This is a genomic window from Streptomyces sp. URMC 126, from assembly GCF_051386555.1.
GTDB lineage: Bacteria > Actinomycetota > Actinomycetes > Streptomycetales > Streptomycetaceae > Streptomyces.
The window spans coordinates 1-22,256 of record NZ_JBPQTX010000025.1; the positions used below are offsets into that span (position 1 = coordinate 1).

Annotated in this window: 24 protein-coding genes; 16 read left to right on the forward strand and 8 right to left on the reverse strand. The window is 73.2% G+C overall.

Annotation, left to right across the window (positions count from 1 at the left end):
* On the reverse strand, window positions 1-861 hold an 861-nt coding region (locus ACSNOK_RS05220; protein ID WP_436779375.1), incomplete at its 3' end, for a LysR family transcriptional regulator.
* Between the two features lie 647 nt (window positions 862-1,508).
* On the opposite strand from ACSNOK_RS05220, the gene ACSNOK_RS05225 reads away from it, so the two are divergent.
* From ACSNOK_RS05225 to ACSNOK_RS05270, 10 genes are all read left to right on the forward strand, one after another.
* Window positions 1,509-2,291 carry an alpha/beta fold hydrolase gene (locus ACSNOK_RS05225; protein WP_436779376.1) on the forward strand — a complete coding sequence of 261 codons (783 nt, stop codon included), beginning with the start codon at window positions 1,509-1,511 and terminating at the stop codon, window positions 2,289-2,291.
* A complete protein-coding gene (locus ACSNOK_RS05230) occupies window positions 2,288-3,931 on the forward strand; it encodes an amino acid adenylation domain-containing protein (protein ID WP_436779377.1) in 1,644 nt (547 codons plus the stop codon). Before ACSNOK_RS05225 ends, ACSNOK_RS05230 begins: the two co-directional genes overlap by 4 nt.
* Window positions 3,928-4,200, forward strand: a complete 273-nt coding sequence (locus ACSNOK_RS05235) for an acyl carrier protein (protein ID WP_436779378.1) — start codon at window positions 3,928-3,930, stop codon at window positions 4,198-4,200. Before ACSNOK_RS05230 ends, ACSNOK_RS05235 begins: the two co-directional genes overlap by 4 nt.
* Window positions 4,197-5,363 (forward strand): acyl-CoA dehydrogenase family protein, encoded by a 1,167-nt coding sequence (locus ACSNOK_RS05240; RefSeq protein WP_436779379.1) that lies wholly within the window; start codon window positions 4,197-4,199, stop codon window positions 5,361-5,363. Before ACSNOK_RS05235 ends, ACSNOK_RS05240 begins: the two co-directional genes overlap by 4 nt.
* Before the next feature lie 13 nt (window positions 5,364-5,376).
* Window positions 5,377-6,561 carry an acyl-CoA dehydrogenase family protein gene (locus ACSNOK_RS05245; protein WP_436779380.1) on the forward strand — a complete coding sequence of 395 codons (1,185 nt, stop codon included), beginning with the start codon at window positions 5,377-5,379 and terminating at the stop codon, window positions 6,559-6,561.
* Window positions 6,562-6,566: 5 nt separating this feature from the next.
* On the forward strand, window positions 6,567-7,088 hold the full coding sequence (locus tag ACSNOK_RS05250; protein WP_436779381.1) for a flavin reductase family protein: 522 nt from the start codon (window positions 6,567-6,569) through the stop codon (window positions 7,086-7,088).
* 61 nt (window positions 7,089-7,149) lie between these two features.
* Complete coding sequence (panD, locus tag ACSNOK_RS05255) at window positions 7,150-7,578, forward strand: aspartate 1-decarboxylase (RefSeq protein WP_436779382.1); 429 nt, start codon at window positions 7,150-7,152, stop codon at window positions 7,576-7,578.
* Window positions 7,575-8,330, forward strand: a complete 756-nt coding sequence (locus tag ACSNOK_RS05260; RefSeq protein WP_436779383.1) for an SDR family NAD(P)-dependent oxidoreductase — start codon at window positions 7,575-7,577, stop codon at window positions 8,328-8,330. Before panD ends, ACSNOK_RS05260 begins: the two co-directional genes overlap by 4 nt.
* A 46-nt stretch (window positions 8,331-8,376) precedes the next feature.
* The gene (locus tag ACSNOK_RS05265) at window positions 8,377-9,189 is read left to right on the forward strand and encodes a phytanoyl-CoA dioxygenase family protein (RefSeq protein WP_436779384.1); all 813 of its coding nucleotides are present in this window, start codon (window positions 8,377-8,379) and stop codon (window positions 9,187-9,189) included.
* Complete coding sequence (locus tag ACSNOK_RS05270) at window positions 9,186-10,301, forward strand: zinc-binding dehydrogenase (protein WP_436779385.1); 1,116 nt, start codon at window positions 9,186-9,188, stop codon at window positions 10,299-10,301. Before ACSNOK_RS05265 ends, ACSNOK_RS05270 begins: the two co-directional genes overlap by 4 nt.
* Window positions 10,302-10,430: 129 nt before the next feature.
* Here the strand turns inward: ACSNOK_RS05270 and ACSNOK_RS05275 are convergent, their stop codons facing one another.
* Window positions 10,431-11,267, reverse strand: a complete 837-nt coding sequence (locus tag ACSNOK_RS05275; protein ID WP_436779386.1) for a helix-turn-helix domain-containing protein — start codon at window positions 11,265-11,267, stop codon at window positions 10,431-10,433.
* Between the two features lie 326 nt (window positions 11,268-11,593).
* Between ACSNOK_RS05275 and ACSNOK_RS05280 the strand changes: the two genes are divergently transcribed.
* Together ACSNOK_RS05280 and ACSNOK_RS05285 are read left to right on the forward strand one after the other, a co-directional pair.
* Entirely contained in the window at window positions 11,594-12,763 is a 1,170-nt protein-coding gene (locus tag ACSNOK_RS05280; protein WP_436779387.1) for an MFS transporter, read from the forward strand.
* Window positions 12,764-12,865: 102 nt separating this feature from the next.
* A complete protein-coding gene (locus ACSNOK_RS05285) occupies window positions 12,866-13,225 on the forward strand; it encodes a hypothetical protein (RefSeq protein WP_436779388.1) in 360 nt (119 codons plus the stop codon).
* Window positions 13,226-13,354: 129 nt separating this feature from the next.
* Here ACSNOK_RS05285 and ACSNOK_RS05290 read toward each other — a convergent pair whose 3' ends face one another.
* The 6 genes from ACSNOK_RS05290 to ACSNOK_RS05315 form a co-directional block, all read right to left on the reverse strand.
* Window positions 13,355-13,705: a MerR family transcriptional regulator gene (locus ACSNOK_RS05290; RefSeq protein ID WP_436779389.1), complete on the reverse strand. Its 351-nt coding sequence runs from the start codon at window positions 13,703-13,705 to the stop codon at window positions 13,355-13,357.
* A gap of 195 nt (window positions 13,706-13,900) precedes the next feature.
* On the reverse strand, window positions 13,901-14,230 hold the full coding sequence (locus ACSNOK_RS05295) for an SCO5918 family protein (RefSeq protein ID WP_436779390.1): 330 nt from the start codon (window positions 14,228-14,230) through the stop codon (window positions 13,901-13,903).
* A gap of 48 nt (window positions 14,231-14,278) precedes the next feature.
* Window positions 14,279-14,530: a CBS domain-containing protein gene (locus tag ACSNOK_RS05300; protein WP_436779391.1), complete on the reverse strand. Its 252-nt coding sequence runs from the start codon at window positions 14,528-14,530 to the stop codon at window positions 14,279-14,281.
* A 165-nt stretch (window positions 14,531-14,695) separates the two neighbouring features.
* Window positions 14,696-16,183: a DEAD/DEAH box helicase gene (locus tag ACSNOK_RS05305; RefSeq protein WP_436779392.1), complete on the reverse strand. Its 1,488-nt coding sequence runs from the start codon at window positions 16,181-16,183 to the stop codon at window positions 14,696-14,698.
* 243 nt (window positions 16,184-16,426) lie between these two features.
* Window positions 16,427-16,630, reverse strand: coding sequence for a cold-shock protein (locus ACSNOK_RS05310; RefSeq protein ID WP_436779393.1), 204 nt, complete (start codon window positions 16,628-16,630; stop codon window positions 16,427-16,429).
* 569 nt (window positions 16,631-17,199) lie between these two features.
* Complete coding sequence (locus ACSNOK_RS05315; RefSeq protein ID WP_436779394.1) at window positions 17,200-17,595, reverse strand: hypothetical protein; 396 nt, start codon at window positions 17,593-17,595, stop codon at window positions 17,200-17,202.
* Between the two features lie 903 nt (window positions 17,596-18,498).
* On the opposite strand from ACSNOK_RS05315, the gene sbnA reads away from it, so the two are divergent.
* From sbnA to ACSNOK_RS05335, 4 genes are read left to right on the forward strand one after another with little or no spacing between them, the layout of a single operon-like run.
* The gene (sbnA, locus tag ACSNOK_RS05320) at window positions 18,499-19,542 is read left to right on the forward strand and encodes a 2,3-diaminopropionate biosynthesis protein SbnA (RefSeq protein ID WP_436779395.1); all 1,044 of its coding nucleotides are present in this window, start codon (window positions 18,499-18,501) and stop codon (window positions 19,540-19,542) included.
* The gene (gene sbnB / locus ACSNOK_RS05325) at window positions 19,536-20,549 is read left to right on the forward strand and encodes a 2,3-diaminopropionate biosynthesis protein SbnB (RefSeq protein ID WP_436779396.1); all 1,014 of its coding nucleotides are present in this window, start codon (window positions 19,536-19,538) and stop codon (window positions 20,547-20,549) included. The genes sbnA and sbnB overlap by 7 nt, the downstream gene beginning before the upstream one ends.
* A complete protein-coding gene (locus tag ACSNOK_RS05330) occupies window positions 20,546-21,472 on the forward strand; it encodes an ACP S-malonyltransferase (protein WP_436779397.1) in 927 nt (308 codons plus the stop codon). Before sbnB ends, ACSNOK_RS05330 begins: the two co-directional genes overlap by 4 nt.
* A gap of 17 nt (window positions 21,473-21,489) precedes the next feature.
* A complete protein-coding gene (locus ACSNOK_RS05335; protein ID WP_436779398.1) occupies window positions 21,490-22,233 on the forward strand; it encodes a 3-oxoacyl-ACP reductase family protein in 744 nt (247 codons plus the stop codon).
* Window positions 22,234-22,256 lie beyond the last annotated feature (23 nt).

The following is a 22,256-nucleotide window of genomic DNA, read 5'->3' on the forward strand; positions in this document are numbered from 1 at the left end:
GTCCGGGGGGAGGCGGCCGCCGGTCGCGTCGCGCCATACCGTCTCGGCGAATCGGGCCGCCTGCGGGTGGGAACCGTGCGACGGGTAGGCCAGGTACAGGCGGACGGCGGGGGCGCCCCGGAGGGGGACGAAGCGCACGGCGGGGTGGTGGTAGCGGCGGGTGGAGTCCTCCGGTGCGGTGCCCACGCCCAGGCCCGCCGCCACCTTCTCCAGCCACTCGTCGTAGTTGGAGCACTCGGCACCCACGGCCGGCCGGTTGTCCTCGGGCCACATATGGGGAAACGTCACTCCGCTGACCGTATTGACGATCAGCGGCCATGCGGCCAGTTCCTCCCAGGTGAGTTCGTCCCGCTCGGCCAGGGGCCACTGCGCGGGGACCGCCGCGACCCGCTCCTCCTCGTAGAGGAAGACGCCGCGCAGGTGCCCGGGCAGGGAGTCGCCGCGCAGCAGCGCGAGGTCCGCCGCGCCGGTGTCCAGGCCGGCGAGCGGGGTGTCGCAGCGCACGTACTCCACCCGGACGCCGCTCTCCTCGGCGAAGGAGGCCGCCATCGGGGACAGCCCGTCGGGCAGTCCCCAGCTGAAGCCCAGCCGCAGCTGCTCGCCCACCCGGATGCCGTCCAGGATCGCCTGTAACGTCCGCAGGGCCGGGACCAGTTCGTCGTGGAGCCGTCTGCCCTTGGGCGTGAGCCGGGTGCTGCGCGTCGTCCGGTCGAAGAGCCGGACGCCCAGCGCGTCCTCCAGGGATCGGATGCAGCGGGTCAGGGTCGGCTGGGCCACGTGGAGTCTGCGGCCCGCCGCGCTGAAGCCGCCGTCCTCGGCAACGGCGAGGAAGTACCTCAGATGGCGAAGATCTACATCCATACCGCCGGAGCATAGGTGATACGGCATGGCTATTTCTCCTCCGTGTGTGCCGCATCTAGTGTTTTCCGTGACGCCGCGACCGCCCGGTCGATACGGCTGCGGAGGTTGAGTCCGCAGGCCGGTCGAGTATCCGTACGGGTGTCGTCGCCGGCATTAGAAGCACTGAGACGGGGGTCGCAGATTTTGTCTATTCCTTACCTCTTCCCATGCCCATCGGCGTCCCTGCGCGGGCTGTCCGACGGCGGGCGGTGCCATCGCCGCCGGGCCGGGCGGAGCTGACCGGGCAGATCGCGGACGGCCGTCGGGCCGGGCTCCCTCGCATGATGAATGCGCAGGTAGAGCCCGCTCCAAGGGTCGGAAGCCCGGCGTGTCGGGTGAGTGCGCGCGGGGCCGGGCGCGGTACGTCCGCGCTCTCGGGCCCCCGCCGCCCCGGCGTTGTGCGGCGCACCGCACACCCGGCCGTACCGCCGTTCCCGCCCTGCCCGTGATAACCACTCGCCACTAATCGGCTGAAGCCGAATCGATCTGTGCTCGGTTCAGCCGTTTCCTTCCCGGTGATTCGGTGTGCCCTATTTAGTGGGGAACGCGCTCCGGGTAATTCATCCTGCCGAAAACCGGGCAGGCACCCTCTTCCCGAAGGATTAGATGTGCCGGTAGCAGAAACCCGACACGGACCGATCGAACACGTCCTCATCGACGGCGACCCGTCCCGTTCGCCGCTGGTCTTCCTGCACGGCGGCCTCGGCTGCGTCGCCGCCTGGGGGCGCTTCCCCGCGGCGGTCGCCGCCGCGACCGGGCGCCGGGCCCTGGTCTACTCACGCCCGGGCAACGGCGGCTCGGGCCCCGCCCCGTCCCCCCGCACCGCGCGGTACATGCACGAGCAGGGGCAGGAGTTCCTGCCGGAACTGCTCGACCTGCTGGACATCCACGACCCGGTGCTGATCGGACACAGCGACGGCGGATCCGCGGCCCTGCTGTACGCGTCGGTCCGGCCGGCCGAGGCCGTGGTCGTCATGGGGCCGCACCTGTACTTCGAGGAGGCCAACCGCGTCGGCATCGAGGCCGCGCGGGCCGCCTACGAGGCCGGGCCGCTGTACCGCAAGCTCGCCCTGGTCCACGACGACCCGCGCGGCGTGTTCACCGGCTGGAGCGAGCTGTGGCTCTCCGACGGATTCCGCTCCTGGACCATCGAGGACGACCTGGACGTCACCGCTCCGGTCCTCATGATCCAGGGCGACCGCGACGAGTACGGCACGCTCGGTCAACTCGACGCCCTGGAACGGGCGGTACGCGGCCCGGTGCGGCGCCTGGTGCCGGAAGGGGTCGACCACTACCCCCACCTCGTCTGCCCCGACCTCGTCATCGACGCGATCACCGGCTTCCTCGCCGACCACGCGACGGGCCTGCCCGCCACCGGAGGCGCCCGATGACCGCGCGGCCCGCCACACCGCGGCTGGACGAGCTGCTCGCCGGCTCCGCCCGCCGGTACCCCGACCGCCCCGCGCTCGACGGGCAGGGCGCCACCTGGACGTACGCCGAGCTGGAACGGGCCGTGGCCGCGCTCGCCGCCGAACTGGCGGCCTCCGGCGTCCGGCCGGGGCAGCGCGTCGGCGTCTACGCGCCCAAGACCCCGGCCACGGTCGTCGCGCTGTACGCGGCGCTGCGCGCCGGCGCCGTGGTCGCCCCGATGGACGTCGCGGACCCCCCGCTGCGGACCGGCCGGATGCTGCGCAACGCGGGCATCTCCGTGCTCCTCACCACGGAACGCTTCCGCGCCTCTGCCCGCGCCGCCGTGACCGCCGCCCGCGACGCCGTGCCCGGCGGTGACGCGGCGCCCGGCGGCGGCCCGTACACCCCCGCCGAGCACGCGTTCCCCCACGGGCTCGCCGCCCTGGAGGTCCTCGCGCCCGCCGAACGGCCGGAGACGCTGCCCGCGCCGGTCGACCGGGGCGGCTACATCCTCTTCACGTCCGGGAGCACGGGCTGGCCGAAGGGCGTCCTGCTGTCCCACGAGAACGTCGCGCACTACGCGCTGTGGGCCGCCGAGGAGTTCGGGCTCACGCCCGAGGACCGCATCGGCTCGCAGGCCGCGCTCACCTTCGACCTGACCACCTTCGACCTCTACAGCGCCGCCGCGGCCGGAGCCTGTGCCGTGCTGCTGCCCGACATGCTGCGCTCCTTCCCCCGCGACGTCGTCAACTGGCTGAACGAGCAGCGGATCACGGCGTTCATGGCGGTACCCTCCCTCTACCACAACCTGCTGGAGCAGGGCGGTCTCGCCGAGGCGCCGCCGTCCTCCCTGCGGATCGCGGCCTTCGGCGGCGAGGCGTTCGCCCCGCACCTGCTGGGGCGCTACCTCCGGCTGCTGGGAGACCGCCCCTTCTACAACCTGTACGGCCCCACCGAGACCAACGCCTGCACCTACCACCGGGTGCCGCGCGACTGGACGGCCGACCGGGAACTGACCATCGGCCGGGGCATCGGCGGCGTGCACATCGAGGTACTGGACGCCGACGGCCGGCCCACCGACGGCGAAGGCGAGATCCACATCGCCGGCCCGACCGTCTTCCAGGGCTACCTGCGGGACGGCCGGCTCACCGACCCGACCGTACGGGTGCCGTTCCGCGACGGCGTCGTGCGCCGCGCCTACGCCAGCGGAGACCTGGGCCGCGTCACCGACGACGGCCGGGTGTTCCTGCGCGGCCGCCGGGACTTCCAGGTCAAGCGCCGGGGCCACCGCATCGACCTGCTGGACGTCGAGAGCGCCGCCCTCGACCTCCCCCAGGTCACGACGGCCGCGGCGGTGGCCAAGACCGGCGCGCACGCCGGACAGATCTGGGTCTACGCCCAGACCGCCGCCGGAGAACGGGAGTTGCTCGCCGGACTGCGCTCCGCGCTGCCGCACCGGATGCTCCCCGACCGGATCGTCCCCGTGCCGTCCCTGCCCGTGACCGTCAGCGGCAAGGTCGACCGGCGCGCCCTCGCCGACGACGTCCCGGCCCCTGCCGACCCCCTCGCGGCCCCGGCCGCGTCCACCCCTCACCCCGTACTTCAGGAGAACGCCTCATGAACGCGATCGACAGCGTCGAAGACCTCTGCGCCCTCATCCAGAGCCGCATCACCTGGGCGCGCGGCGAGGAACCGCAGACCCTGGCCCCCGACACCCCGCTGCTGGAGAGCGGGCTGCTCGACTCCCTGGCGATCATGGAGATCGTCGCGGCGCTCGACAAGCAGGCCGGCGTCGAACTGCCCGAAACCGAGATCGTCGCCGCCAACTTCCGTACGCCGCAGGCCCTCTGGGCCGTGATCCGCAGCGCACCCCGCCGGGCGCAGGCATGACCGGCGACGACACCCTGGACCGGATGCTGCGCTGCGCGCCGGCCCCCGCCGAGCGCGTCGTCGACGAGTTCCGCGCACGCGCCGCGGACGTCGCGGACAAGACGGCCGGTGACGACTTCCGCGCGCGGTGGCGGGCGCTGGCCGAGCTCGGCGTGCTGCGCCGGACCGGCGGCGGCCCGGACGGGCCGGGACCGGCCACCCGCGGCCTCGCGGCGATCGAGGGCATCGGCCTCGCCGGGACCGACCCCGGCCTGTGCTACGCGCTGACGTCCCAGCTCTTCGGCATGCAGCACCCCTTGCACGCCGCCCTCTCCGAGCCCGGCCGGGACCTCACGGAGCCCGTCGAGGACGGCCGGACGCTGCTCTGCCACGCGCTGACCGAGCGCGAGGGCGGCAGCGACCCGCTGTCCATGGCCACGCGCGCCGAACGGGACGGGGACGGCTACGTCCTCACCGGCGCCAAGACCTTCGTCACGGCCGCGCCGGTCGCCGACCTCGCCATCGTCTTCGCCCGTACCGCGCCCGGACGCACCCCGTTCGCCCTGACCGCCTTCCTGGTCCCCGTGGACACCCCGGGCGTCGCGCGGGGCGAGACCTTCGGCAAGACGGCCCTGCGCTCGGCGCCCATGGGCGAACTGCTCTTCGACGGCGCCCGCCTCCCCGCCACGGCCGTCATCGGGCAGGAGGGCTCCGGCCTCGGCGTCATGACGGCCACCACCGCCTGGGAACGCGCCCTGATCCTCGGCTACGCCCTGGGGCCGATGCGGCTGCTGCTGGAGCGTACGGTGCGGTGGGCCCGCGAACGGGAGCACTTCGGCCGCCGGATGGGCGCCAGCCACCAAGTGGCGGCCCGCACCAGCGACATGGCGATGGCGCTGCACCGCTCGCGGATCCAGCTCTACGCACTCGCCGCCGCCCTCGACGCGGGCACCGGCGCCCGCGGGCTTGCCGCCGAGGCGGCCCTGACGAAGATCTCGGTCTCCGAGGACTACCTGCGGATGACCGAACACGCCACCGCCCTGGCGGGCGTGCGCGCCTTCCTGCCGGACACCGACCTCACGGCCGACCCGCTCAGCCCCCTGGCCGCCCTCACCTACGCGGGCCCCAACGACCTGCTGCGGGTGGGCGTCGCGCGCCGGCTCGGCCTCCCCGTCGAGAACTGATCCGAGGAGAACGATGACACCGATCCATGCGGACGACGTCCTCAAACGGGCCGCGGAGACCGGCGAGGCGCTGGCACCGCTGGCCGCCGACGTCGACGCCGGGCGTACCGACCCGGGCCGCCCCTACGCCGTCCTGCGCGAGTCGGGCCTGCTCGGCGCCCTGGTCCCCCGGGACGCCGGCGGCCTCGGCCTGGGCTTCGGCGCCTACTGGAGGCTCCTGGCCACGCTGGGGTCCTACAACGGCGCCGCCGCCGTGGGGTTCAACATGCACCACGTGGTGCTGGGCGCGCTCGCCGACTCGGCCGGCACCCCGCTGCCGCCCGCCGCCGACACCTTCCGCACCTGGATGCAGAACGAGGTGGTGCACGGCCGGAAACTGTTCGCGTCCGCCACCTCCGAGACCGGCCGCGGGGCCCGGCTGCGCGGCATGACCACCCGGTACCGGCTCACCGACGACGGCGGCCACTACGTCCTCAACGGGGAGAAGTCGTTCGTCTCGCTCGCCGGCGTCGCCGACTACTACGTCGTGGCCGCCGCGGCCGAGGGCGCCGAGGACACGGCGGAGGTCTCCCATTTCGTCGTCGCCGCCGACGACCCGGGCGTCACCTTCGGGCGGGTGCACGGCCTGTCCGCGATGTACGGGACGAGCACCGCGCCGATGACCCTCACCGACGTCGTCGTGCCGCGCTCCCGGCTGTACCTGGGCGTGGAGGGGATGTCCCTGTTCAAGGTGGTCCGCGAGCCGCACTGGATGGTGGCCGGCTACACCGCCGCCTATCTGGGCATCGCCGAGGCCGTCTTCGACTACACCGTCCGCTGTGTGACCGCGGCCCCCTCCCGCGCCGAGTCGCCCGTGGTCCAGCAGGAACTGGGCCGGATGTCGGCGCGGTTGCGGGCCGCCCGCGCCCTGGTCCACGAGGCCGGCGACGCCGTGGACCGGGAGCGCGGCAGCCTGGAGGCCAACGCCCTGGTCCACGCGGCCAAGTACGTGGTCGGCGAGGTCGGGCCGCAACTGGCGCAGGACGCCGTCCGGTTGTGCGGCTCGGCCGCGGTCAGCCGGTCGCAGCCCCTGGAGCGGCTGATCCGGGAGGCGTCGTTCGCGTCCGTGATGCCGGCCAAGCCGCACGACTGCCTGGAGTACCTCGGCAAGGCGGCCGTCGGGGTCAACCTCTACGACGCCCGGGCCTTCGCGTGGTGACGCCGGTGGCGGAGGCGACCGCCGTGGCCGAGGCCGCCTTCCGCGCGCTGATGGCCTCCCACCCCGGCGGGGTCGCCGTGATCACCACCGCCGACGAGCGGGGGACGCCGTACGGGTTCACCTGCACCGCGCTCTGCTCGGTGTCCTTGGACCCGCCCCGGCTCCTGGTGTGCGCGTCCCACAGCGGCCGTACGCTCCCCGTGCTCGCCGAGCGCGGCGCGTTCGTCGTCAACCTGCTGCACGCGGGCGGCCGGGGCGCGGCGGAGGCGTTCACCAGCCGCACGGCGGACCGGTTCGCCGAGGTGTCCTGGCGGCCGGGCCCGGCCACCGGGCTGCCGGTCCTCTCCGAGGCCGCGCACGCGGTCGCGGAGTGCCGGGTCGCCGCCCTGCACCCGTGCGGTGACCACACCATCGTCGTCGGCGACGTCCTGCGCAGCGAGGTACGGGCCACGGCTCCCGCGCCCCTGCTGTACGGCCGGCGCCGCTTCGCCGCCTGGCCTTCCGAGCCCGGGCCCGCCGATGCCTGACCGCACGGCGTCCTCCCCCTTCCCTTACGCATCTTCCTCCTTTACGGAAAGCGGTACACCGATGCAGCGCACCATGATGAAATCCAAGATCCACCGGGCCACCGTCACCCAGGCGGACCTGCACTACGTGGGCTCCCTGACGATCGACGCGGACCTGATGGCGGCCGCCGACCTGCTGCCCGGCGAGAAGGTCGACATCGTGGACATCGACAACGGCAACCGGCTGTCCACGTACGTCATCGAAGGCCCCGCGGGCTCGGGCGTCATCGGCATCAACGGCGCGGCGGCCCGGCTGATCAGCCCCGGTGACCTGGTCATCGTCATCTCCTACGCGGAGATGGCCGACGACCGGGCGCGCTCCTTCCAGCCGAGCGTCGTCTTCGTGGACGGCGACAACCGCGTCGTGCGGCAGGGCGCCGACCCGGCCGACGTACCCGACGGCTACGGGCTGCTGCGCGGCGACGTACCGGCGGACGGGGCGCGGGTGTGACAGCCGCGGCACAGACCAGGCCGCTCGCCGTGGTGACCGGCGGCACCCGGGGCATCGGCGCCGCCTTCAGCCGGCGTCTCATCGCCCTGGGGCACCGGGTGGTCGCCCTGTACCGGGGGGACGCCAAGGCAGCCGCCGAGGCCGAACACGCCGGCCGCGGCGACCTGATCGCCCTGCGCGCCGACCTGTCCCGCCCCGACGAGGTCCGCACGGCGGCGGCCCGCGTCCTCCACCGGTACGGACCGCCCGCCGTGCTGGTCAACAACGCCGGCATCAACCGCGACCGGCCCTTCCTCTCCATGACCGGACAGGACTGGGACGAGGTGCTGGCCACCAACCTCTCCGGCCCGTTCCACCTCACCCGCGCGCTCGCCCCGGCCATGGTGGAGGCCCGGCGCGGCGCCATCGTCAACATCGCGGCCACCACGGCCATCAGACCGCGCGCCTCGGGCGCCAACTACTGCGCGGCCAAGGCCGGCCTGCTCCAGCTCACCAAGTGCCTGGCGCTCGAACTCGCCCCGCACGTACGGGTCAACGCCCTGTTGCCCGGTTTCACCGACACCCGCGAGGTCGTCGAACGCTACGGCCTCGACGACCCGCGACGGCTCCAGGAGGTGCTGGCCACCATTCCCCAGGGCCGCACCGGCACCCCGGAGGACATCGCCGACGCCCTGGAATACCTCGTCAGCGACCGCGCCCGGTATGTCACCGGCCAGCAACTCGTGGTCGACGGCGGCCACTTCATGGGCTGAGCGCACCTCCGCGAACCCCCCTCGGACGAAGGAACAAGGAAACGTCATGCGACTGACCCAGCAGCAGGTGGACGACTACCACGAGAACGGATTCCTGCTCGTGGAATCGCTGCTCGACAGCGACGAGGTACAGCGGCTGACCGAGGCCTTCCGGCGCGACTGCGACGTGCCCGGCCCGCACCTCGTCACCGAGGACGGCGGCGACCAGGTGCGCGCCGTCTACGCCTCCCACCGCCGGCAGCCGGAGTACGGCGGCCTGGTCCGCGACCCGCGGATCCTCCCGGCCGTGCGGCAACTGCTCCCCGAGGACGTCTACGTCTACCAGTTCAAGATCAACGCCAAGCCCGCGTTCGGCGGCGACAAATGGGCCTGGCACCAGGACTACCTGGCCTGGCGGATCGCCGACGGCCTGCCCGCCCCGCTCCAGGTGAACATCGGGGTCTTCCTGGACGACGTGACCGAGTTCAACGGGCCCGTCGTCTTCCTGCCCGGCTCCCACCGCGCCGGACTCGTGCACCGGGAGCGCAAGGCCGACGCCCGGTCGCCGCAGCACCTGGACCCCGACGACATCTCCCTGACCCCGGAGCAGCTCGCCGCCCTCGTGGACCGGCACGGCATGACCGGCCCGAAGGGCCCCGCCGGTTCGGTGGTGTTCTTCTCGCCGGAGATCGTGCACGGCTCCGCGCCCAACATGTCCCCGTGGGCCCGCCGGCTGCTCATCGCCACCTACAACGCCTGCTCCAACCCGCCCCGCCCGCAGGGCGAGCCCCGGCCCGACTACGTGGTGTGCCGTGACACCGCGCCCCTGCGGCCCCTGGAGCACCGCTTCTCCGACGCCCGGGCGATGGTGGCCTCGTGACCGGCGCGACAGGACGCACCGGACGTGCCGTGGTGCTGGAGGAGTTCGGCGCGCCGCCCGCGCTCCGTGAGTTCCCCGTACCGCCGGCGCCCGCCGACGGCATGGTCCTCCACCGCCTGTACGGCGGGATCTGCGGCACGGACCTGCACCTCCAGCAGGGCCACCTGCCCATACCGACCCCCCTGGTCCTCGGCCACGAGGGCTACGGCACCGTCCTCGAACTCGGCCCGGGCGGCGGCCGGGACGCCCTGGGGGAGCCGCTGTCCGCGGGCGACCCGGTGATGTGGGCCTCCTCCATCGCCTGCGGCCTCTGCCCGCCCTGCCGGCTGCACCGCGAACCCACCCTGTGCGAGAACCGGCGCACCTACGGCGTCAACCGCGCGATCACCGACGGTGCGGCCCTCTCCGGCTCCTGGGCGGACCACATCGTCCTCCACCCGGGCACCACCGTCGTACGGGCGGCACCGGGCGTCTCCGCCACGGCGGCGATGGCCCTGGCCTGCGCCGGCCCCACGGTCGTCCACGCCCTGTACGAGCGGCGGCCCGTCCGCCTGGGCGAGACCGTCATCGTCCAGGGCAGCGGCCCGGTCGGACTGGCCGCGGCGGCCTTCGCCCAACTCGCCGGAGCCGCACGCGTCGTCATCGTCGGCGGCCCCGAGAAGCGGCTGGCCGCGGCGGCCGCCGCCGGCATCGGCGACGTGCACCTGGACATCGTGGGCGGCGCGGACCCGGAGGCGGTGCTGCGCGAGGCGCGGGCCGCCGCCGGCCCGGACGGCGCCGACCTCGTCATCGAGTGCGCCGGGGTCCCCGACGCCGTCGCCCAGGGCCTCACCCTGGCCCGCAGAGGCGGCTCCTACCTGGTCATCGGCCAGTACACCGACGCCGGTGACACCACGCTCAACCCGCACCAGATCGTCTACCGGCAGCTCGACGTGGTCGGGTCGTGGGCCTTCACCGGCGCGCACCTGGTCGAGTACGTACGGGCGCTCCCCGCCCTCTCCGCGCGCTTCGACCTGGAGGGCATGGTGACGGCCTACCCGCTGGAGAAGCACGGGGACGCCCTGGCCGACGTCGCGGCGGGAGCCGTGCTGAAGGCCGTACTGACCGGCTGACCGGCCGTGCGGTGAGAACCCCCGCTCACCGGGCGCCGAGGCGCGAGCCCCCCCGCACGTGCCGTACGCGCCGCCGGTCCGCCCCGACGAGCCCCGCGGGCCCCGTTCCGAAGGACGGGCCCGCGGGGCTCAGCCGCCTGCCCGCAGGCGGCGCAGGGCGTCCTCGGAGTCCCGGTCGTCCGGCAGGTAGGCCAGGAAGTGGTGACCGGGCTCGTCGACGGCGGCCAGTTTCACGTAGCGCAGGCGCAGTTCGCCCACGACCGGATGGCGGAAACGACGGACCGAGGGCTGGAACCCGGCCGTCTCCCGGCGCTCGTACCAGCGGGCCGCGTCATCGTCCGCCAGCAGCTCGCCGACGAGTTCGGCGAACCGCGGGTCGTTCGGCCGGCGGGCGGCCCGTGACCGGAACTGGCCGAGCAGAGCGCGTGCCTCGTGTTCCCAGTCGGCGAGCAGGACGCGCGCGGGCGGCCAGCGGAACACCAGCCAGAGCAGGTTGCGCTGCTTGGGATGCAGCCGCGCCGGGTCGGTCAGCAGCGCGGCGTACCCGGCGTTCCACGCCAGCAGATCCCAGTGCGGGTCGAGCACCACGGCCGGGTGCGGCCCCATGGCCTCCACCAGGCTGAGCAGGTTGCGGGACACCCAGGTGGGGGCCTGGGCGGGCGGCTCGCTCTCCTCCACGAACGACAGGACGTGCGCGGTCTCCGCGGCGTCCAGCCGCAGCACGCGCGACACCGCGCGCAGCACCTGCTCCGAGGTGCGCACCCGGCCCTGCTCCAGCCACGTGTACCAGGACACGCTGATGCCGGCGAGCTCCGCGACCTCGGCCCGGCGCAGCCCCGGCGTGCGGCGGCCCGGGGTCTCCGGCAGGCCCGCGTCCCGCGGGGTCAGCCGTTCACGGCGGGACCGCAGGAAGGCTCCCAGCTCACGGCGGGGGGTCTCGCCCGACGGCGTGGGCGCGGCGCTCACCGGCCACCGCCCCGTCGGCCGGCCCCGGCCGGCGGGGCACCGCGGTCCGCGAGGCGCGGGGCGCGGGTGTCCGGGGACGACGACCCGGCGCGCGTCATCGTGCCTCTCCTCCGGACGACGGGCGTCCGCCCGGCCGCGGGCGCCCTCCTGTGATGCTGCCGCCACCGGCTCCGCCACCGGGCCGACAGGCTGTGAGTGATGGTAATAGCCAGTGGTCTCCACCCCGAGGGGCCCGGTGCTGAACTGGGCAGCGGGCCGCGTCCGACCGGGACCGGCCCCGCTGTCGCCCGTTCTCGTCGACCCCCTCGGAAGGGAGCGTCCACCCCGTGACCACCACCGCGTCGATACCGGTGGCGACCTTGCCCGCGTCCTCTCTGCGGCTGTTGCGCACCGCCGGCTTCGTCAGCAACTTCGACCGCTTCTGCATCGCGCCCATGCTGGTGCTCATCGGCCCCCGGCTCGGGGCCCCGCTTCCCACCGTCGTGCTGGCCGCGAGCGGCTACTACCTCACCTACGGGCTGATGCAGCCGGTGTGGGGGGCGGCCAGCGACCGCTGGGGCCGGGTATGGGTGATGCGGGTGTCGCTGGCCGGCGCGGCCCTGGCCGCCCTCGCCTCGGCCCTCGCCCCCGACGCCCCCGTGCTGATCGCGGCCCGCGCCCTGGCCGGCGCGTTCTTCGCGGCCTCCATCGCCGCCTCCCTGACGTACGTCGGCGACACGGTGCCCGCCGCGACCCGGCAGCGCCCCCTCAGCGAGCTGATGACCGCCTTCGCGCTGGGCACCGCCGTCGCGACGGTCGTCGCCGGGGCGCTGGCCCACTACCTCTCCTGGCGACTGGTCTTCGCGCTGCCCGGCGTCCTCGCCGCCTACCTGGTGGTGGCGCTGCGCCGGCTGCCCGAGCCCGAGCGGGACCCCTCCGGGTCGCTGCTGGCGCCCTTCCGCGTCGTCCTGTCCTCGCCGTGGCAGTGGTACGTGATGGCGGTGGCGATGCTGGAAGGGGCGGTCCTCCTCGGCTTCCTGACCTATCTGGCGCCCGCCCTGGAGGCGCACGGGGTGCCCACCACCCTGGCCGGCGCGGTCGCGGCGCTGTACGGGGTCGGCTCCATGGCCGCGGCGCAGGTGGTCAAACGGCTCGTCGGCCGCTGGTCCCCGGTGGGCCTGATCGTGGCCGGCGGGGCGCAGATGGCCCTGGCGTACCTGCTCGCCGGCTACAGCCAGTCCACCGGGGCGCTGGTCGTGGTCGCCCTGCTCCTCGGCGGCGGCTGGTCCTTCATGCACTCCACGATCCAGTCCTGGGCGACGGTCCTGTCCCCGACGGCCCGGGCGACCGGCGTGGCCATGTTCGGCGTCGCCCTCTACGTGGGCAGCGCCGTGGCCAGCGGGCTGTCGGCCGCCACCGCCGAGGCGCACGAGTACCGTCCGCTGTTCTGGCTGGCGGCGCTGCTGACCGTGCCCCTGACGGCGGCAGCGGCGGTGGGCCGGGCCCGCTACCGCTGACGGAAGGGCCACCGCGCGGGCGGCGCCGGGAGGCGGCCCCGGACCCCCGGCGGTGCCGTCGCCCGAGCCACCCGGCCGCGACGGCGCATAGAATCCGATTCCATGCCGAAGCCTGATGAGCTGATCGTCGAGATCGCCGCCCGTGTGGAGTCCGGGCAGAGCAGTCGGATGTCCCTGACCGTGGTCACCGGTGGTGCCGTCATCACCGGCCGGCTGGCCCCCGAAGCCATGTGGCGCCAGCGGGTGTCGGAGGTGCTGAGGGACTCCGCCGAACTGGGCGAGTTCGCCGCCGTCTTCGACGCCCCCGTGAAGAAGGAGGGGCCGCCCACGCACCTGCACTTCCACGTCGCCCGGATCCTGCAGGGCACGGTGGGCATCCCGGAGACGGGCGGGATGTACCGCGTGGCGATCGAGGACGTCAGGGCGTGGACCATGGGCGACTTCAGCTACTCCGACCACTGACGCGCCGGGGCGCCCCCGGCCCGAGGGGCCCGTCGGCATTGCGCCGGCGGGCCCCTCACCCGTCGTGTACGGGTTCGGGCGCGGGCCGTCGGCGGGCCCGGCCGGTCTCAGGCCGGGCCCGGAACGGTCTCAGGCCGTGCCAGGCCGGGTGCCGCCGGACGCCTCGTCCGCGGCGCGGCGGTACTCGGCGTTGATGCGCTGGGCCTCCTCCAGCTGGTCCTCAAGGATGACGATGCGGCAGGCGGCCTCGATCGGGGTTCCCTGGTCGACGAGCTCGCGGGCGCGGGCGGCGATCCGCAGCTGGTAGCGGGAGTACCGGCGGTGCCCGCCTTCCGAGCGCAGCGGAGTGATCAGACGGGCCTCACCGATGGCCCGGAGGAAGGCCGGGGTGGTGCCGAGCATCTCGGCGGCCCGGCCCATCGTGTACGCCGGGTAGTCGTCGTCGTCCAGGCGATCGTTGAGTGGAGTGTCTGCTGCCATGTCACCTCGTCGTGTAACGCGTCGAGGGGCCCCGCGCCGTACGGCACCAGGGCCCCGAAGGAGATTGAACACCATCCGCCGGCCCTCGCGCCGTGCCGACCTCCTGTTCCGGCGGCGGGAACGACGGTGAGGGCCCTGCCGACGCGCGTCGGCAGGGCCCTCACCGGGTCCGGGATGGCGTTCTCCGCCCGAGCGTCACACCCGCAGCGGGTCCGCCCCCACGGACAGGTCGCCGCCGAGCAGCGCCGACGCGGTCCGGACCGCTGTGGGGAGGACCGCCGGCGCGGCCTCGGGACGGTGGTGGCAGGTGAAGCCGAGGCGGGTCATGGCGCGGACGACCTCCTCGCCGGTGAAGTCGCGGCGGTCCTGCCGGGTGATGATCTGGCCCACCTGCTTGACCGGGTAGCGGCGGCGGCCGATGGTCACGGACTCGGCCGTGACGAGTTCGGGCGTGACGCCTCGCATCAGGGCCAGCACCCCGTTCTTGGTCAGCTCGAACGGATACCGGGCGATGACACAGCGCATGATGCCTCACAGGGGAAGAGGGACGACGGGTCGACCGGGCGGGACGGGTCAGCGGGCGAGGGTGAGGAGGTCCGGGGTCCGGCCGTGCTCGCCGGGGGTGCCGGGCCGGGTGCCGGGCGGCGTGAACGGTCCGTCGGGGATGTCCCGCAGCCGGATCCGGTCCGAGTAGGCGGGGCCGTCGCGGAGTGCGGCGAGCCGGGCCAGGGTGATCAGGCCCGTGTCCTGGTCGTCGCCGTCGCACACGACGAGGTGGTCGACCCGGGCGCCGGCCATGAGGGACAGCGCCACCTCGACCGTCATGTCGTCACTGACCCGGGGCCCGGACGCGTTCGCGTCGTCGGCCGAGGCGTGAGGGGCGTGAGGGGCATGGGGGGCGTGAAGGGAGGAGCGGAGCGCGTGGTGGTGGGGCCGGTCCGGCGTCAAGGGTGCCTCCTGCCGAAAGGGGGGATGGTGGGCGCGGCGGATTTACGCGGCCGAACCGAAGCCGGTCCGTCGCCGGGCCCCGCGGGAGGCCGTCTCGCCGACGGGCCCGCCCCGGCCGGCGCGGCCCCGGCGGCTGCGGCGTCCCCGGGACGCGGCGGACGCGCCGCGGGGGCGCTCCTCGCTCGGTGCGGTGACGACGACCGGGACCCCGGACGGGGCCTGGGCGCCGGTGATACGGCTCAGCTCCGCCTCACCCGAACGGACCTGGGCGACCCGCGGGGTGATGCCCGCCGTGGCCATCAGCCGGGTCATGTCGCGGCGCTGGCCGGGGGTGACCAGGGTGACGACGCTGCCGGACTCGCCGGCACGGGCCGTACGGCCGCCACGGTGCAGGTAGTCCTTGTGATCGCCGGGCGGGTCCACGTTGACGACCAGGTCGAGGTTGTCGACGTGGATCCCGCGCGCCGCGACGTTGGTCGCCACCAGCACCGTCACGTGCCCGCTCTTGAACTGGGCGAGGGTGCGGGTGCGTTGGGGCTGGGACTTGCCGCCGTGCAGGGCGGCGGCGCGGACGCCGCTGCTCAGCAGGTGCCGGGTCAGCCGGTCCACCGCGTGCTTGGTGTCGAGGAACATGATCACTCGCCCATCGCGGGCCGCGATCTCGGTGGTCGTCCGGTGCTTGTCCGCGTCGTGCACATGGAGCACGTGGTGCTCCATCGTGGTGACCGCGCCGGCGGACGGGTCGACGGAGTGGACGACGGGGTCCGTCAGGTAGCGGCGGACCAGCAGGTCGACGTTGCGGTCCAGGGTGGCCGAGAAGAGCATCCGCTGCCCGTCCGGGCGTACCTGGTCGAGCAGGGCGGTGACCTGGGGCATGAAGCCCATGTCGGCCATCTGGTCGGCCTCGTCGAGGACCGTGACCGCGACGTCGTCGAGCCGGCAGTCGCCGCGGTCGATGAGGTCCTTGAGCCGTCCGGGCGTCGCGACGACCACCTCGGTCCCGGTGCGCAGCGCGCCGGCCTGCCGGCCGAGGGACATCCCGCCGACGACCGTGGTCAGCCGCAGGCTGACGGAGCGGGCGTAGGGGGCGAGCGCGTCGGTGACCTGCTGGGCGAGCTCGCGGGTGGGAACGAGGACGAGGGCGAGCGGCCGCCGCGGCTCCGCGCGCCGTCCCGCCGTACGGGCCAGGGTGGCGAGGCCGAAGGCGAGGGTCTTGCCCGAGCCGGTGCGGCCTCGGCCGAGGACGTCGCGGCCGGCCAGCGAGTTCGGCAGCGTCGCCGCCTGGATCGGGAACGGCACGGTCACGCCTTCGTGGCCGAGTGTGGCCAACATCCGTGCGGGCATGGCGAGTTCGGCGAACGAGGCGACGGCCGGCAGTGCGGGCGTGACCGTCTCCGGCGGCGCGAACTCGCCCTGTAGGGTCCGTCCCGCCCGTCCTGACTGTCCCGCCCGGCGGTTTCCGTAGTCCTTGGAACGGCGCGGGCCGCCGGAATGGTCATGGGTGCGTGATGTACTGCGGGCTCGCTGCATGCGAAACCTTCCTTGACGAGGCGCGTACAAGGAATTCCCGCAGCACGTGAGCGGCGCAGAGAATTTTCGAGACGAGCCCGGGTCGATGGGGCGAGTGGGGCCGGCGGTAAACGTCTCACCGTCGGTGATGCGGTGGAGCGGTGCCGTCGCGCGCCCTGAACGTAAGCGCCCTGAAAACGCGGCGAGCCGGGGCCCGCACCCCGAGGTGCGGGTCCCGGCTGCGAAGTATGCGTCGTGCCGGTGTCAGACGAGAACGATGTTCTCGGCCGTCGGGCCCTTCTGGCCCTGCGCGATGTCGAACGACACCTTCTGGCCTTCCAGCAGCTCACGGAAGCCCTGGGCCGAGATGTTGGAGTAGTGGGCGAAGACGTCGGCGCCGCCGCCGTCCTGCTCGATGAAGCCGAAGCCCTTTTCCGCGTTGAACCACTTCACGATTCCGGTGGACATTTTTGTTCTCCTTCTGGGGGGGCGGTGTCAGGAATTCACCTCGTGTGAATTCCGTGTCGCCGTGTGATCACCCAGTCGGAAAGGAATCCTCCGGCAATCACGCTTGCAACCGAGATCGACAGTAGCACGGTGGGGCCGGGCCGGCCGGGGCGGAATTTCGACGTCGGCGGGACGGTGAGAAATAGCCTCCGGGCCCCGGACCAATTTCTCTCGTCGCGGGCACAGATATTGCTCTTCGCGAGCCCGGTCTTTTCGCCGTCCGCTTTCGTTCGCGGCGCCCTGACCTCCGTCGACGGCGGCCGTGCCCGCGGCCGTCGGCGCTCGCGGCGGCACGGGCGCGGGCCGTTCGGGGGCGCTCCGGCGCGATGGAGGTCACACCGGCATCCGGGCGTGGCGGGCCGTCCGGCCGGGGGAGGGCTCCTGTCGCGGGGGCCGCCGCCGGGGGAGGGCCGCTCCGACGCGCAGGAGGCCCCCGGACCGCTGGTCCGGGGGCCTCCTGGCCGCTGGCGCGGGGCCGGGGCGCGGCACCGCCGAGGAACGCGTGGGGCCCGCGCGATGCGGGCTCCCGGTCAGCGCCCCTCGTCGGTCTGGCGCTCGCGTACCGCTCTCTCGACGAACTCCACGAGCTCCGCGTGGGAGCCGGAGAGCCGGCCCGTCCCGGTGATGTCACCGGAGTGCAACGCGATGAGGTAGCGCAGCCGCAGGGCTATCTCGTTGACGATTTCCTCCCGGCTCCGCTGGAGGAAGAGCGGATCGACCCCGAAATAGTCGGCGAGCGCGGCCAACCTGGCGTCCGTCGTGGCCACTTGCTCGCCCTTGCGGAGTTTTCCGAGCGTCACGTGAGAGATGACCGTCTCGCCCGCCTCCTTGTTGACGGCGTCGGCGATGTGGCGGTCCGACGGCGGTTCTCCGCCGTCGGGGCCGCCGCGCGACCGCAGGTACTCCAGCTTTTGCGCGAGGGGCAACGAGGCTGCGGCGCAAGCTGAGTTCGCGTCTCTCATGACCGCTTTTTTACTCGGTTGCCGACGGTTACCTATAGGTCTGGTCCAAAGCTGTGGGGATGATCACCGGATATTGCGGGCAATTCGCCCCTGGAGGGTGATGTTCCGGTTACGGGGCGTGTGGTGCGGGGTGAGGGTCGAGTGAACGGATCGTGGGCTTCCACTTGCGCGGCAACGCAGTTGACGGATCGTCAGACATCTGATCACGCATCAGGGGGTGAGGTCCCCGGTGCTGGGGTGCGGGTTCACCGGCGAAGGGGGCGCGCCGTCGCCCTGTGATGCCGTCCCAATGGTTACTGACCAGTCGGTTCAATGGCGTTGAGACGATCTTGCATTCTCGGCCGGATCTGCCTAAGCTCACCGGCGTTAAGTGGGGTTAACAGCTCGACGCGCCGCGTTCCGTGCAACGGAAGCGTGCGGGGGGTCGGGCATACGGGGGAGAGTCTTGAAGGGTATCGGGCCGGAATCCGTCCATACAGGGATTCCCGGGGGATGTGTCTCGATCGATGAACGGCCGAACGGGGCCGGCCGGTGGTGTGACCCGGTCGCCGGAACCGTTCGTTCTTCTCGGGTTCACCGTTTCCGCGGGCTGCCGTCCACGCGTCCGCAGCACGCTGATCTTCTCGCGCCGGGTGCGCGGGACTGACTGACTTACTTTCATCACCGGACCTTTCGGGGCGTCTGACGCCCTGACGTGTCCGGAATCGACCAAATCCTTTTCTCGGCCGCGCCGTGGCGGTCCGTTGTACCCGGATCCGGTCCGCGCCGCCGATATTCCCACGCCGTTTCGCGCTGCCCGCAGGCCGACCGGCGTCTCGTATTCACGACGTCATGCGGTCATTCGCCGCGCCAAGGGGGACCTTTCGCATGCTCGCGCAAGCGATGCCGAGTCGAGGGATCGGGGGAGTGCTCGACACGATCGGCGGCACTCCTCTGATAGAACTCGACAGGATCTTTCCGGACCAAGTGTTCCGCGTCTTCGCCAAGCTCGAGAAGTTCAACCCGGGCGGCAGCGTCAAGGACCGGGTCGCGCTCAACATGCTGCTGGACAAGGTGAGTTCGGGTGAACTGGTACCCGGGCGGTCCACGGTCGTGGAGTCCAGCTCGGGCAACCTGGCGATCGGGCTCGCCCAGGTCTGCCGGTATTTCGGGCTGCGGTTCGTCTGTGTCGTGGACGCCAAGACGACGGAGCAGAACATCGCCATCATCCGCTCCTACGGGGCGGAGGTGGAGGTCATCACCGAACCCGACCCCGAGACCGGCGAGTACCTCCCGAGCCGCATTCGGCGGGTGCGGGAACTGGTACGGTCCCTGCCCGACGCCTACTGGCCCAACCAGTACGGCAATCCGCTCAACGCGGCGGCGCACGAACAGACCATGCGGGAGATCGTCGCCGCCCTCGACGGGCGCGTGGACTACCTTTTCTGCGCGACGAGTTCATGTGGCACACTGCGTGGCTGCGCCGACTACGCCAGAAAGACGGGGCTTTCGACGACCATCGTCGCGGTCGACGCCGTCGGCAGCGCGATATTCGGCGGACAGCCGCCCACCACAAGGCTGTTGCCGGGACACGGAGCGGCGATCCGGCCCGCTCTGTTCGACCCCCGGGCGGCGGACCACGTGGTGCACGTGTCGGACCTGGAATGCGTGCGCATGTGCCGGCGCCTGGTGGACCGCGAGGCCATTCTGGCCGGCGGCTCGTCCGGAGCGGTCGTCGCGGCCGTCGACCGGATGCGCGACGCGATTCCGGACGGTTCCCGGGTCGCGGTCGTCTTCCCGGACAGCGGCGAGCGCTATCTGGAGACCATCTACTCGGATTCCTGGGTCACCCGGCAATTCGGTGACGTCTCCCATCTGTGGCAAGAGAACACGGGCCCGGTGCCCGAGACCGTAGGAGCAATTCCGTGCTGATCGCCAGACACGCCGACGTCCACGAGGTGCTCGCCGGACGCGAGGAGGAGATCCTCGCCCTCGTCCAGGAGACCTACGGGGCCCACGAGGACGGCCGCACCGCCGTCCCGCACTCGACCTTCCTCCGCTTCCCCGGCGACGACCGCAACCGCGTCATCGGGCTCCCCGCGTTCGCCGACGGCGACAGCCCGGTCGCCGGAATGAAGTGGATCGCCTCCTTCCCCGGGAACATCGACGAGGGGCTGCCGCGCGCCAGCGCCGCCATCGTCCTGAACTCCCTGGAGAACGGTTTCCCCGTGGCCCTCCTGGAGGGCTCGCAGATCTCCGCGAAGCGCACGGCCGCGAGCGCCGCCCTGGCCGCCCGGCTGCTCACCGAGGGCGACGAGCCCACCGGCGTCACCCTCGTCGGCGGCGGCGTCATCAACACCGAGGTGCTGCGCTTCCTCCTGGTGGCCCTGCCCTCGCTCCGCGAGGTCACCGTCTTCGACCTCGACGCCGAGCGCGCCGAGGCGTTCGCCGCCCGCTGCCGCGAGCTCGGTCCGGAGCTCACCGTGGACGTCGCCACGGACCGTCCCACCGCGCTGGCCCGGCACGGCCTCGTCGCCCTGGCCACCACCAGCGGCACCCCCCACCTCGGCTCCGACGAACTCCGCCCCGGCACCGTCGTACTGCACGTCTCGCTGCGCGACCTGCACCCCGAGGTCATCCTCGGTGCGCAGAACGTCGTCGACGACGCCGACCACGTCTGCCGCGAGCGCACCTCGCTGCACCTGGCCGAACAGCAGGTGGGCAACCGGGACTTCATCGACGCGAGCATCGGCGCGCTCGTCCGCGGCACCGTGCCGTTCACCCGCGACCCCGGGCGGATCACCGTCTTCTCGCCGTTCGGCCTGGGCATCCTGGACATGGCGCTGGCCGAGTACGTCCGCGCGCGGGCCGCCGAGCGCGGGCTGGGCGTGCGCGTCGACGGCTTCCTCGGGCACGACGCGACGGGTTCCGGACGATGAGCGGCGGACCGGGCGTCCTCGCCCTCTTCCCCGGCCAGGGCAGCCAGACGCCCGGCATGGGGCGCGCCTTCGCCACCGCCCACCCGGAGGCCGCGGCCGTCTTCGACGAGGCGTCCGACGCCCTCGGCACCGACCTGCGCGCCCTGTGCTGGGACGCCCCCGCGGCCGAGCTCGCCTCGACGGACAACGCCCAGCCGGCCCTGCTGACCGCCTCCGTCGCGGCCTGGCGCGTGCTGGAGGCACACGGCACGACCGCGACCGCCGCCGCCGGCCACAGCGTCGGCGCCGTGACCGCGCTGGTCGCCACCGGGCGGCTGGAGTTCGCCGACGCCGTACGCCTGGTCCGGCTGCGCGGCGAGCTGATGGCCGCCGCGCCCGGCGAGGGCGGCATGTGCGCGGTCCTCGCCACCGGCGACGAGCGGGAGAAGGCACTGGCCGCGGCGGCCGAACGCCGCCTCGACATCGCCGCCGACAACAGCCCGCGACAGTTCGTCGCCTCCGGCGACCTGGCCGCCGTCGAGGAGTTCGCGGCGGCCGTCGGCGCCCGCGCCAAGCCGCTGGACGTCTCGCACGCCTTCCACAGCCGGCTGATGGCACCGGCCGCCGCCGACTGGGAGGCCGCCGTCGCCGAGGTCCCGCTGCGGCCCGCCGAGGCCCCGGTCGGCCTCATCACCACCGGCGCCTTCGGCACCGACGAGGCCGCCGTGCGGCGCGACCTCGCCGACGCCCTGTGCGCGCCCGTCCGCTGGCGGGAGCTGATGGAGGCGACGGCCGGACGGCCCGAGCCCGCCGCCCCGCTGGTGGCCGTCGGGCCCGCCAAGGCCCTCGTCGGCCTGGCCAAGCACTTCCCCGCCAAACCGCAGGTGTCCCTGGTGGACACGCCGACCTCCCTCACCGCGCTGCTGCGCCGCCTGGGGGCCTGACAACAGTGAGTACAGCCATGCAGTTCGAACCGTCCACCGTGGCCCTGGTCACCGGCGCCTCCCGGGGCATCGGCCGGGCCTGCGCCCTGGCCCTGGCCGCGGCCGGCTGCGACGTGGTCGTGCACTACGTCTCCCGCACCGAGGCCGCCGAGGAAGTGGCCGCGGAGATCCGGGAGATGGGGCGCAAGGCGCTGGTGGTCCGGGCGGACGTCGGCGTCGAGGCCGAGGTCAAGGCGATGTTCAAGACCATCCGCGCCGAGTGGAAGCGGCTCGACGTCGTCGTCGCCAACGGCGGCATCACGGCCGACGGCTTCCTCGCCACCATGAGCCTCGACAAGTGGCAGCGGGTCATCGACACCAACCTCACCGGCGCCTTCCTCACCTGCCGCGAGTCGGTCAAGATGATGCACCGCACCGGCGGGTCGATCGTCCTCATGGGCTCCACCAGCGGCGTCACCGGCCAGCCCGGCCAGGCCAACTACAGCGCCAGCAAGGGCGGTCTGATCAGCCTCGGCAAGGGCCTCGCCCGCGAGGTCGCCGAGCGCGGCATCCGCGTCAACATCGTCGCCCCCGGGTTCACGGACACCGACATGGTGCGCGACATGCCCCCCGCGGTACGCGAGCGGCTGATCGGCACGGTGCCCATGAAGCGCGCCGGCACCCCCGAGGAGGTGGCGTCGGCCGTCACCTTCCTGGCCTCGCCGGCCGCCTCCTACATCACGGGGAAGGTCCTCGTCGTCGACGGCGGACTCGTCCCGTAAGCCCCGGCACGTTCCGGTATGCC